The following is a 13,420-nucleotide window of genomic DNA, read 5'->3' as shown; positions in this document are numbered from 1 at the left end:
AATTATATTTTTCAAAAAATTTATGAGATGCTTGATGAGTTATTCCAGAGAACAAAGCCTGCATGTAACTTTTATATTGTAATTCTCATCTTATATTCAAAGTTACGCCATAGCTTCAGGGTGGAATTGTTGTATTTTAACCGATACCAACTATAAATAGACCATTTAGGTTAAAATCTAACTGTTCATTTTAACCTGCAGGTAATACATGAATTCAATCGCTGCTTTTTCCAGTAAAGATTCTTGCCCTTGCAATAGTTTGCAATGTGCCCAGGTTGGTGTCGGAATAAGTTTTAACGTTTTAACACCCTCTTTTTTAAGGATTAACGGCAAATTAAATCCGTCAACACAGTTAGTATACCGGTAAAAGACTTCATCATTTTTAATGTAATATTCAAATACAGGTACCTGGGTAGTTCGTAAATACTGATCAAAGACTTTTGAATAAGAATAACCGGCTTGTTTGGAAACATAAGCTTCTACCTGAGCGCTTGTTACCGTTTGGTGATAAAAAACTTTATTTAGTCCCCGCAAAATGGACCTGAAAAGTTCATCATTATCCAAACTATGCCTGATGGAATGCAGCATATTGCCTCCTTTCGGATACATGTCTCCGCTACCCTGAGCATTTACGCCATAAGGTGGAATAATCGGCCGATCATTTCGGATCCCTTTTCTGATGCCAAAATTATACGCATTACCTGCGTCAGTTCCGAAATTATAATCCACAAACAGGGTTTCGCTATAATTGGTAAAACCTTCATGTACCCACATATCCGCAAGATCTTTGGTGGTAATGTTATTGCCGAACCATTCATGACCACTTTCGTGGATGATGATAAAATCCCATTTTAACCCCCAGCCATTGCCAGACATATCCCTGCCTAAATAACCAAACTTATATTTATTGCCGTAAGAAACTGCTGACTGGTGTTCCATCCCGGTATGAGAGGCATCGATAAGCTGATAGCCATCTTCATAAAAAGGATATGGGCCCAGCCAATGTTCAAAGCTTTTCATCATTTTATGAACCTGATCGGGCATGTAGGTGCTGGCTTTGCCAAGGTTATAATCCAACACCCAGTAATTTAGGTCTAGCTTTCCTTTTTCACCTGCATACTGTTCCTTAAAATTTACATATTTACCAATATATGGAATAATGCAATAATTACTAATGGGATTAATTACATTATATTTATAGGTTACTGTACCATCGTGATTATCTTTTTTAAAAACCAATCTGCCATTGCCAATGCCTACAAGGGTATCAGGAATGGTCATTGTTAAGGAAGCGCCTAAATCTGGTTCATCACTTTGATGGTCTTTATTAGGATACCAGACTGATGCGCCCAAACCCTGGCAGGCAACAGTCATCCATGGCCTGGATAGAGAATCAGTTGTGAAAATGAATCCTCCATCCCAGGGCGCACGTTTTGCCTGATGTACATTTCCATGATAGAAGATTTTTACACGGTTAACTGTTTTTAATTTCTGACCGGGAACATGGGCATACCAAACACTTCCTACGTGCTCAAATTTAAGTTTTGCATGTTCATTATACCAAATGCTATCAATCAACAGTGGTTCCTGAAGGTCAATTTGCATGCGGGTTTTTCCATCATTCGGTTGAACTACCTTATAAATGATTTCATTGGCACCAGATATGCTTTTGTGCCCATAATCAGGTTTAAAAGCAAGCTCATACCGTTGTACATCCCACCAGGTTCTTTCAGCATTCAGGCTTCCCCTAAGCGTATCAGCTAAAGTGTAGGATGGCGATTTTACCTGAGCAAAAACTGCTGGTGCATATAAACCGGCAAAAAGCAAAAAAATGCGGATTAAATTTTTCATCGTAAAAAACTAAACAGATAATGCGGTTGATATTGACGCTGTACGAAGATGGCCAAAGTGTTTGTTAATCAGGAATTTTTAGTACAAACCGGATAAAATACGGGATGAATCAGACAATTAATGGCAATTGCTATGGTATCATAATCACCTTAATTTAATCATATATTTAAAACAGGGTTAAAATATGCTTAATAATGGCAAATTATAGGGGTTTACAAGCTATACCTTTTGTTTAATTTTATTGATTAGATAAACCCTTACCATCATGAATAAGATTATGATTAAAGGCTTGCTGATATTGGCCCTGTCAGGCGCTGTAGATACTCAAGCTCAAAATTACTTTCCACACTTTAACGATAGCCGGATAAAAGTTAAAAACAGCACGCCAATTAAAGCCTATGCTTTTGATCTTTCGCAGGTAAGCTTGCTGGAAAGCACATTTAAAACCGCTATGCTGGCAGATGAATCCTATCTCGCCGTCATTGATCCGGATCGCCTGTTATCGGGTTTCAGAAAAAATGCAGGACTTGAGCCTAAAGGCAAAATTTATGGCGGCTGGGAAAGTGATGGTTTGGCCGGCCACTCATTAGGCCATTATTTATCGGCCATATCCATGCAATATGCTACCACTAAAGATCCGGCGGTCTTAACCAAAGTAAATTATATTGTTGATGAACTGGTGGCTTGTCAGAAGGCTAGAAAAAACGGTTATCTGGGTGCTTTTGGAAATGAAGATAAAATCTGGGGTGAACTGGCAAAGGGAAATGTGAAAACCGGTGGCTTTGATTTAAATGGCGGCTGGTCTCCATGGTATACCGTGCATAAAATTATGTCCGGACTTTTGGATGCCTACTTTTACACAGGCAATAAAAAGGCCCTCAGCGCTTCAGTAGCCCTGGCAGATTGGACTCAACATATCGTAAGCAAACTAAATGATGAGCTTTTGCAAAAGATGCTTTTTTGTGAATACGGCGGAATGGCCGAAACATTGGTTAACCTGTATGCCATAACCGGCGAAAAAAAATACCTGGACTTATCTTACAAATTTTATGATAAACGCATCCTTGATCCTTTGGCTAAAGAACAGGATATCTTACCCGGAAAGCATTCCAATACGCAAATTCCTAAAATTATTGCCAGTGCCAGAAGACATGAAATTACAGGCGATCAAAATGACAAGGCCATTGCAGATTTTTTCTGGAAAACGATTGTTTACCACCACTCTTATGCTACCGGAGGCAACAGTAACTACGAGTATTTAAGCGAACCCAATAAATTAAATGATAAGCTAACCGAAAATACCACCGAAACCTGTAACACGTATAACATGCTGAAATTAACAGGCCACCTCTTTGCGGAAAACCCGTCAGCAGAATTATTTGATTATTATGAAAAAGCCTTGTATAATCACATTCTGGCCTCGCAAAACCATGATGATGGAATGATGTGCTATTTTGTGCCATTACGCATGGGCGGTAAAAAAGAATACAGCGATCAGTTTAATACCTTTACCTGTTGCGTAGGCACGGGTATGGAAAATCATGTAAAATACAATGAAAGCATTTATTCCAGAGGAGATGATGGCAGTTTATATGTAAACCTTTTCATTCCATCAGTTTTAAACTGGAAAGAAAAAGGACTAACCTTAACGCAGCAAACGGCTTTACCACAGGGAGACCATACCACGCTTAAGCTCAAGTTAACCAAAGCATCTACCTTCGCTATCCGGGTAAGAAAGCCTAAATGGTCTACTGAAACCACTATAGCGGTGAATGGTGAAATTCAAAAAATTATGCCTGATCAAACAGGTTATTATGTGATTACCCGAAAATGGAAAAATGATGATCAAATCAGCTATGTTACACCCGAGAAATTATATACGGAGGCCATGCCTGATAATGCAGACCGCCGGGCTGTATTTTTCGGACCAGTATTACTTGCCGGAGTTTTAGGAACGACAGAACCAGATCCAATTAAAGGTGTTCCGGTATTTGTAAGTGCCAATAAAGACCCTAAAGATTGGTTAAGTGTGGTAAATCAGGCTGAACTTAAATTCCAGACTAAAAACATTGCCCAACCGCAGGAGGTAACCATGATCCCCTTCTATCAAACAAAAAACCAGTTTTATAGTGTTTACTGGGATGTATTTACCCCTGAAAAATGGGTGGTACAGCAGAAAATTTACGATGAACAGAAACGTAAGCAAAAAGAACTGGAAGATAAAACGCTTGATGTTTTCAGATTTGGCGAGATGCAACCAGAACGCGACCACAATTTCACGGCAGCTAAAGAGTCAATGGGAGAAGAACATGGCAGCAAGTGGCGTATGGCTGGTGAAGAGGGTTTTATTCAATTTGAGGTTAAGGTAGATCCCAATGCACAGAATACCATTATTGCATCTTATTGGGGCATGGATAACCGGGGAAGAAACTTCGATATTTTGGTTGATAACGTAAACATTGCATCAGAAGATTTAAACCGGTATAAAGAGAGTCGCTTTTATGAAATTTCCTATAAAATCCCTCCAGAATTAAGTAAAGGCAAAAAAAAGGTAACGGTTAAACTATCTCCGAAAGCCAGGAATAGTGCGGGTCCTGTTTACAGTATCAGAGTGATTAAAGAAAAATAATCAATACAGCAGCAAACTGATTACACTTCTGATATCAGCTTCTTATTTGAGGATTTCAGAACCCAACTTTCAAAAGCTTGGAAAAAACGCAGTGGCTGTATCATAAATTCAAAATGTCAAGGAGCCTGTCGAAAGACTTGTTAAAAAATGTTCTTAACGGTGTTTCGACAAGCTTAACCTGACAAATCTAAATTATTAATGAAGGGACAACCTTTTGAAATAAATGAGCTGGTGAATTTATTTTTGAATCAACACTGCTGTGGTTCCCGTTGGAGAAAGATTAATAAAACTTGCTCCACGTTCCTTCGTGTTTACAGACTTTATCTCATAAGTGCCTACACCCGATATTTTTGCAGGCTGGGCAATTCGGATGATGGCAGTTGGTGTATATGCATCTGCCTTTTCTAAGTTCAGCTTTACTTCACCAGTTGAGCTATTATATTGCAGGGATGCTATTTTACCGGCATCAAGTGAAATCCACAATCCAATTGGGGCTAAGTAAACCGATGATTTTGCGGCAGTAGTTAGTTTAATATCAATCTTATTCTTGATCTTCTTCAAGTTCCCGCCAAAAGCCAGCCAGCCAAATTCAGGATGTTCCAGCACATACGTTGAGGTATTTACGGCATAACCAAAAAAGCCAGAGCCATAATCTCCTGTAATGCCATCATTCTTTAACGTAGATGGATAAGCATGAAAAGCTGCAGGTGCAAATCCATCTTTAGTGATATTAGAGATGGAACCCATTAAGCCACCATAGCCGGCACGCAACAAATAAAAATCAGCAGGATTTTTGCGGTAATCCATCAATAACGGAATGGCATTTAATGCAGAACCATAGTGGTGAATCATCCTTTCGATGCGCTGCAATTTACCACCGTATAAAAAATCCCAGTAACGGCGGGCATTTCCATTATATGCCCAATGTGGGATCACTGGCATATATGCTAAAATAGCATCAAGCGTTACTTTTGCTTTATCATTATAGCCAAAATAATTCGACCATACGTAAACTTCTTCCTGCCCGGTAGAATCCCAGGGCATTTCGCTACCAAAGGGATATTCCAGTGATTTCCAATGATCGGCACGTTTTTTCATTTCCAGTTCCAGCTTAGCCGCTTCTTCCATCAAACCTTCATTTTTCAGATCAGTTAGGATAAGATAAAAAATGGTTCCTTCCATTTGCCCGAATTGCGCATAATAAGGCGCAATGTTTACCATGGCCATTCCTGTCTCGGCAGCATCAATAAGGTGTTCTTTCCAGGTGGATGGATTTACCAGGCCTTTATAATTTCGGGCTAAGCGATACATCATCCAGTGTGCAGCTGCAACATGTGGATAATTATAGGAACGGCCCAGATTATCAGCTTCTTTTTTAGGCCAGGCAGACCAGGTTTTAAAATTTATGCTGCTGGAATAGGTATTTTTAGGCATCGAGTCCGGCTCATAAAAAAACAAACTCTTTTTTACGCCATATTTTTGCGGACCGTTTTTAAGCTGAATATTTCCAAACATCACGGTATCTACAAATTTTTGCAACTTATCAATTTCAGCCTTCTCCGGATGAACCAACTGTTTCATAATGGCACCAAGCCAGGAGCCAGCTCCTCCTTCATCACTCAGGCCGGCAATCCATGCGCGATTATCCTGTATCACCTGTTGCTGTTCTTCATTGTCATAAGTAATCACCGATGGCGAACGTTTAAATTGATCATTTGGTTGTTCAAACCATTGTTTTGTCGTTAAGAAATTTCCATAACTGACAATAACATTGGCTTCGGGCTCAATAATTTTATAATTCACCGTCTGCTCCAAGCCATCTTCATATAAAATGGTTAATCTGGCTCTACCCCATATACTGCCATTAACAGCATAACTTTTCCAGCCATTTTTGGTTGTGCCTATAGGCTTAATTACCATCGAATTTTCCGGAAAGGCTTTGATTGTTTTAATTTTACTGCCATATTTAAGGAACAATTTAGCATCTACATCTCGGGGAATTACATAACCTGGAAAGGAAACTGCCACTGGTCGCTTATTTTCGATCAGTTTTTGTTCCGTATCTCTTGCCGTACCGGACAGAACAAACTGGAGTCCATACGTTCTGGTTTCATTGGGCTTTAAGCTGGTTGATGTTGGCACATTCCATTGATCAGCATTTTTCCATTCATTCTCCGCATAGGCCTTGCTATAAATCATCCACTCATAGAAACCTTCAAAGGCAATTCCTCTGGGTGTACGGTCATCATTTAAAGGGTTATAGGCTTCAAATGGTGTTTTGCCAAAAGGCAAAACTAATAACGATGGCGCATGACCGCTTAACCGGGTTACCTGTAAATAACCTGCATCATTTCCAATATAGGGATCATAAAAAACATTTTTAGCATGGGCTTGCTCCAGTGTCCGGCCTTCCAGAATATTATCAAAAATCATGGGTATACCCAATGCACCAATTTCTATATTTTGAGCAGATTTGTTTCTCAATTCAAATTTTAAGATCAGTTTACCATCATTCATTTCCCAGCTTCGGATGATTTGTAAAGGAATATCTGCAGGCAGAGTAGCGGCAAGATCTGCTGATGCCAGCACCTTACCATTCGCAGCCAATGCTTTTACCGGCATCCTTTTGCCAGCGGTGCTGTAGCTGGTCCACGCTTTACTATTTTCTGTTTTAATCTTCAGGTTAAGATCACCCAGGTGGTAAAGTCCGTCTGAACTTCTGACTTTCAAACTATCACCCGGCACAAAATCAAAATCTTTAACATTTTTGGGTTGCAATCCAGCAACTGTCTGAGCTGATTTAACCAGTTTTAAATTAAATGCGCCGGCATCAAAAGAGAGATAACCTTTCTCTAGACCTAATGTGGAAGGTTTTTTACCTAAACTGATCCACGGCGATTGTGCATTTACAATCCTAGTGCTTACAAAAAGCACGATCATAAAGATTATGGCAGGTAATAATGGCCTTTTGCTCCTTCTTGTTATTTTAAGTGTTTTATTCATGATGGTTAACATTAAAACTATGCTCAGTATAGTCAATCAAAAATACTCTTTAAAGAAACAAAGGAAAACCAATCTGACAATTTAGACAAGATTGGTAAAGTATCAGCTTAATTATGGTGAATGAAAGTTTCCGAAACTAATAATTTCAGTCAGAATCAGTAGAACTTAGAATTATCATTCGATCATTCCCGGCAATCAGACTATTTGAAAATTCGGTAATCAATCCTTTTAAAGTGATGAAGCGTATAACTTTTCTTTTAATCAGCCCCATAATGAATATTATATTTAATTAAAAGATAACAGCTGGCTGGGGAATGGATGATGTACAATCATAGCCCTGTTGTGGATCATTAAATTCATTATATTTGCCCAACCAATCATATGAGCACAGTAACAAACTCGGTCTTTTCTAAAATTTTTGCCTTTTTACAAAAAAAACAATGTGTTATTGGCATATATGTTATATTGGCTATTGTTGCCGGTACAAAACAATACCTTCACCATTCGTTCAACAATTATCTTATTTTCAAATATGTTTATCTGCATACACTTGATTTGCAGAATTTATATAACAATTATGCAGAATATGGCGACAGCAACCATTATGGAATCATTTTCTCTTTACTGATTGCTCCTTTTGCCTGGCTGCCTGATGGCCTGGGCATGATTTTGTGGAACATTGCTAATGTTTTGGTACTACTCTGGGGTATTTATAGTCTGCCGCTTTCACTCAATAAAAGAACAGTTATTGCCTGGATTTGTGCACATGAAACACTTACAGCCCTATTCAGCTTTCAGTTCAACATTGCTTTAACCGGATTGATATTGCTTAGCTTTTCTTACTTAATAAAAAAACAAGAAATTAAATCTGCCATTTTTATCGCCTTAGGCACATTTGTAAAGCTATATGGCATTGTGGGTTTGGCATTTTTCTTCTTTAGCCGGCATAAAGTAAAGTTCATTTTGGCAGGCGTGCTAGCTGTATTTTTACTCTTCCTGTTGCCAATGGCCATTTCCTCACCTCATTTCGTGATGCAATCTTACGTAGATTGGTATCATTCCCTTGTTCATAAAAATGCTTCAAATGCTTCCCTTACTTCTTTTCAGGATATTTCTGTAATGGGCATGGCAAGAAGAATAAGTGGAGACGTCAATCTTCCAAATATGCCTTTTTTACTTGGCGGGTTAATCCTTTTCGCTTTGCCCTATTTAAGAATCAGCCAATATAAACACCTTGCTTTCCGCTTAATGCTTTTGGCATCTACGTTAATATTCACGGTGATCTTTAGCAGTGGATCTGAATCGCCCACTTATATCATTGCCTTTGCAGGTGTGGCCATCTGGTTTATCGTTCAAACATCGCCAAAAAATAATTGGGTAATAGGCTTGTTTGTGTTTGCGTTTTGTTTAACCAGCTTATCTCCAACAGACCTGTTTCCAAGAGCTGCAAAAGAATTTATTCGCCTATATTCACTCAAAGCCCTACCTTGCATGATCATTTGGTTTACGATTATTTACCAAATGATGAAAGAAGATTTTAAATCATATTTGATTGCTGATAAATGAAGAAATTAGTTTCTATAGTCATACCAGCTTACAATGAAGCTGATAATATTTTTGTGATCTCTGAAAGTATCAAGAACGTTTTCTCCACCATCAATTATAATTATGAAATTATCCTGGTAGATGATGGAAGTGCAGATCATACCCTTGAAAAAATCAAGGAATACTCATCCACTGCAGAGAACATTTTCTTCCTGGAATTTAGTAGAAATTTCGGCCATCAGCTTGCAGTGAAAGCCGGTATGGATCATGCCTTCGGCGACTGTGTGATTTCAATGGATTGTGACATGCAGCACCCGCCAGAGCTAATTCCTGAAATGCTTAAAAAATGGGAAGCTGGTTTTGAAGTGGTTTATACCATCAGGGCAGAAGATAAAAGTCTTTCTAAAGGAAAGCGAAGCTCATCCAATCTTTTTTATAAAATACTGAATTGGTTATCTGACATTGATCTTGAACCTGGTGCTGCAGATTTCCGCTTACTGGATCAGAAAGTGGTAAATGTTTTCCGGAATTTTCACGAAAATGAACCCTTCCTTCGTGGTTTGGTAAAGTGGTTAGGCTTTAAGCAACATGCCATAAAGTATCAACCGGCAGCACGTTTTTCCGGATCAAGTAAATATACCCTAAAGAAAATGATTCGATTGGCCCTGCATGGCGTTACCGCATTTAGCATAAAGCCATTATATTCGGCTGTTTACTTAGGCTTTATCTTATCATTAGCTTCTGTTTTATACATTCCCTATGTGATTTATGCATTCGTTAATCATGTTGAAGTTTCCGGTTGGGCATCCATGATTATGACCATTGTATTTTTCGGTGGTTTGCAATTGATTATTTTAGGAATCATCGGTATCTATGTAGGTAAAATGTTTATGCAGACTAAAAACCGTCCAAATTATATTATCCGTTCAACCAATATCCCTCAGCAATAATGGTATTATTAAGTTTTGATATTGAAGAATTTGATATGCCTTTTGAATATGGCAAGGATATTTCGTTTGCAGATCAGATTTCCATTTCAAGAGCAGGTACGATCGCCATTTTGGATTTATTGGATAAACACCAGGTTCAAGCGACGTTTTTTTGCACGGTTACTTTCGCCGAAAATGTACCTGATCTAATTGAGCGCATAACCAAAAGCGGACATGAATTGGCTTCACATGGCTATTACCACTCTGATTTTAAACCGGAACACTTGCTTCAGTCTAAACTGAGACTACAAGAACTCTCCGGAAAAGAAATTACTGGTTATCGCATGGCCCGCATGATGCCTGTTGATGAAAAAGAAATAGAAAAGGCTGGTTATACCTATAATACTTCAATTAATCCCACTTACTTACCTGGCCGCTATAATAATTTTAACATCTCCAGAACCTTTTTTACCAAGCAAAATGTACTGCAAATTCCAGCTTCTGTAAGTCCAATTATCAGGTTTCCGCTATTCTGGCTTTCCTTTCACAATTTGCCACTTGGTGTCTACAAGTTCCTGGCTCGCTGGACTTATCAAAAAGATCGATACTTAAATATTTATTTTCATCCATGGGAATTTACTGATCTTAATGATGTGGAGAGGTTTGGCTTTCCTGCTTACGTGAGAAAAAACACAGGACAAAAAATGATCAGAAGAATGGATCGCCTGATCACCTGGATGAAAGCAAAAAAATATCCGTTTGCTACCTTTCAGGAATTTATCAATACAAGAACTAAAGCCAGCTGATATTAATAAGTTACCGCTAGTTTTAAGGCATTGTATGCATTTACTATGCCACCACTAACACAAATTTCACTAAATAGCGCCCTGGTATTCTCACCTTTTTCGTTTTTATATTTGACCTTGCGGTTTACTTTCGAAACAGATTTCATAATGATCTCCCTAACCTGAGCAGGCTTAAGTTGAGGGTAATAACTCAAAATCAAAGCAGCCAAACCTGATACCACCGGCGAAGCCATACTGGTACCATCAAGCTCTTCATATTTACCATCAGGAATAGTAGAGTTTATTAAAAAGCCAGGCGCAAAAACATCAACATTATATTTCCCATAATTTGAGAAATCAGCTTTCAATGTTTCATCGTCTTTATATGCACTTGCGCCAACCTCAATCCAATTGGTAGCACTAGGCAAACTAAATTTCGCAGAATCAAGTGGTACCTGTTTTGGAACAGCAATACCCATTGGAGGCCTCATGCCCATGGTATGTTGTCCGACAGGTTTTTGTGGTATAAAATCTGGTTTCAATGGTTTGCGGTGTGCCGACTTGTATGCCTCCGCTTCAGCACCATCATAGTATTTATTTGGAAAATTTTCTTCAACATCATTATTCTGATGATCATTCCCAGCAGCATGAACCAGCAGTACACCATTAGATTCAGCATATTTTACTGCTTCATCAACAACCTTTTTATCCCATTTATATGCCTTTCCGAAGCTCATGTTAATCACCCTGGCACCATTATCTACAGCATATCTGATTCCATTAGCTACATCTTTATCCCGTTCATCGCCTGTTGGTACAACCCTGATGGCCATTATACGCACATGATTGGCCACGCCCAAAATGCCTAAATTATTATTACGATCAGCACCAATAATCCCGCTTACATGCGTTCCATGCATGGCATCCGGCCCTTTTACATCTGCATTTCCATAGTTTCTATCCTGACTATTAGCATAATCATCCCCTACCAGTTCTGCCCTTTTATCATATTTAGGATTCAGATTGTATTTCAGCATGGCATCATATTGCTTATAACCATCTTTAATATTCTTATAAAACTTATCAAAGCCACCATCTTCTCTTGAACCTTTTTTGATAATGGTTTTAACCTGCTCTTCTGTCTCATCATCAGCCTTATATTTTTCTATATCTTCATAAGTTGGAATTTGCTTATGATTTATGGTGGCCACAGAATCCAAAACCTTATTAATGGCAACAAGTACAGAAAACGTATTACTGGCATCTTCATATTTCTTTCCAAAATCACCCACCATTTTTTTATAAAGCCTGAATTCTTCCTTTTGATTACTATCTAATGGTGTCAGATTGGTGGTAGACTGATACTTTGGTGTATAGATTCTAAGAAGCCGAACCAATTCCAGATTATCAAATTCCAGATTACCTTTTTTGGAACCAATAAAATTCCATCCATGAATATCATCGATATAACCATTCTCATCATCGTCAATACCATTTCCAGGAATCTCTTTTTGATTAACCCATAAAACCGGTTTTAAATCAGGGTGATTAATATCGACCCCGCCGTCAATAACAGCTACAATGATATTTTCTTTTGGTTTTTTATCCTTTAAAAGATCACGATAAGCTTTCTCTGCACTAATTCCAAAATAACCACTCTCCGCCAGATCCAGATTAAACCAATTCGCAGGAAGCTTTACATTTTTATTCTGTGCATAAGCACCCATTTGAACAAGGATGAAAACAATAAGAGTAAGTAATTTTCTTTGGCTGAAATTAGTCATATGATGAAGTACGTAATGGTACAATAATACGGATTTATTAAATGGGCACTTAAAGATTTTACATTTTTTAACAGGAAGAAAGTGAATCATTTGCAAACGAAAGTCAGCAACGATTGGCTCTTTCAGTGTCCTGCTGTACACGACAATCTTTTTGTTGAGATATTTCTGGAAATAGCATGTATGGTTAACAAAAAGGATTTTCGTTCCCATCAGGTTTATTAAAGACAGGCCTGGTGCCTTTTTTGAAAGCCTGCGCCTGTTGAGGCATTTAAATCCACTCTTCTTTTAAGATCCTGAGTCCCATTTAGGAGAACCAGACAAGGGTTTGGAAGAACATTGATTGAGAATAACTTTAACTGGCTTTTCTTCAGACTCCAAATTCGACTACACAACGTTTTATCACCCTAAATCTGCGAAATCCCTGAAATCTGCGGGAAACAATTATAGATGAGATCTATTTTGTTGTTCGTCGATCGTTATTGGTTAATAGCCTTAAAAGATCCTGAATTTCAATGACACAACGTTTCATCACCCTAAATCCGCGAAATCCCTGAAATCTGCGGGAAACAATTATAGATGGATTCCTAATCTCCTTGTTTTTCTATCGTTATGGATTAGTAGCCATAAAAACATCCCGAATCATGTCTTAGTAATATTCAAACAACAATTCAGCCTTTGCTCCTTGGTCTTTGCTCTTTAAACTTTATAAACCAAGAAACCCCTGCAGTTGTTACTGCAAGGGTTCTGATTAAATGCCTGCTTAAGGCTTTTAAGATTTGGCACCGACCTACTCTCCCACGTGTTACCGCAGTACCATCGGCTCTGGTGGGCTTAACTTCTCTGTTCGGAATGGGAAGAGGTGGACACCACCGATATAGGCACCTAAATGTTTTT

General features: G+C 38.4%; 7 protein-coding genes and 1 rRNA gene. 4 read left to right on the top strand and 4 right to left on the bottom strand.

What is annotated here, in order from left to right:
• Positions 1-177: 177 nt before the first annotated feature.
• Complete coding sequence (locus CBW18_RS20160) at positions 178-1,851, bottom strand: M1 family metallopeptidase (RefSeq protein ID WP_088303174.1); 1,674 nt, start codon at positions 1,849-1,851, stop codon at positions 178-180.
• A gap of 265 nt (positions 1,852-2,116) precedes the next feature.
• Here CBW18_RS20160 and CBW18_RS20155 point away from each other — a divergent pair, with 265 nt between their 5' ends.
• Positions 2,117-4,480 (top strand): glycoside hydrolase family 127 protein, encoded by a 2,364-nt coding sequence (locus tag CBW18_RS20155; protein ID WP_088303173.1) that lies wholly within the window; start codon positions 2,117-2,119, stop codon positions 4,478-4,480.
• 237 nt (positions 4,481-4,717) lie between these two features.
• Here the strand turns inward: CBW18_RS20155 and CBW18_RS20150 are convergent, their stop codons facing one another.
• On the bottom strand, positions 4,718-7,483 hold the full coding sequence (locus CBW18_RS20150) for a DUF5695 domain-containing protein (protein WP_140418725.1): 2,766 nt from the start codon (positions 7,481-7,483) through the stop codon (positions 4,718-4,720).
• A 381-nt stretch (positions 7,484-7,864) separates the two neighbouring features.
• On the opposite strand from CBW18_RS20150, the gene CBW18_RS20145 reads away from it, so the two are divergent.
• The 3 genes from CBW18_RS20145 to CBW18_RS20135 are packed head-to-tail and all read left to right on the top strand — an operon-like array spanning position 7,865 to position 10,763.
• Positions 7,865-9,049, top strand: coding sequence for a glycosyltransferase family 87 protein (locus CBW18_RS20145; RefSeq protein WP_088303171.1), 1,185 nt, complete (start codon positions 7,865-7,867; stop codon positions 9,047-9,049).
• Positions 9,046-9,978: a glycosyltransferase family 2 protein gene (locus CBW18_RS20140; RefSeq protein WP_088303170.1), complete on the top strand. Its 933-nt coding sequence runs from the start codon at positions 9,046-9,048 to the stop codon at positions 9,976-9,978. Before CBW18_RS20145 ends, CBW18_RS20140 begins: the two co-directional genes overlap by 4 nt.
• A complete protein-coding gene (locus CBW18_RS20135; RefSeq protein ID WP_088303169.1) occupies positions 9,978-10,763 on the top strand; it encodes a polysaccharide deacetylase family protein in 786 nt (261 codons plus the stop codon). The genes CBW18_RS20140 and CBW18_RS20135 overlap by 1 nt, the downstream gene beginning before the upstream one ends.
• A gap of 2 nt (positions 10,764-10,765) precedes the next feature.
• Here CBW18_RS20135 and CBW18_RS20130 read toward each other — a convergent pair whose 3' ends face one another.
• Both CBW18_RS20130 and rrf read right to left on the bottom strand, forming a co-directional pair.
• On the bottom strand, positions 10,766-12,469 hold the full coding sequence (locus CBW18_RS20130) for a S8 family peptidase (protein WP_253249101.1): 1,704 nt from the start codon (positions 12,467-12,469) through the stop codon (positions 10,766-10,768).
• Between the two features lie 831 nt (positions 12,470-13,300).
• A 5S ribosomal RNA gene (gene rrf / locus CBW18_RS20125) occupies positions 13,301-13,412 on the bottom strand.
• Positions 13,413-13,420 lie beyond the last annotated feature (8 nt).

The sequence above is a fragment of the Pedobacter sp. AJM genome, from assembly GCF_002197755.1.
Lineage (GTDB): Bacteria > Bacteroidota > Bacteroidia > Sphingobacteriales > Sphingobacteriaceae > Pedobacter.
Note: the sequence above shows the minus strand (reverse complement) of the source record. Positions and strands in the feature narration are given on the sequence as shown.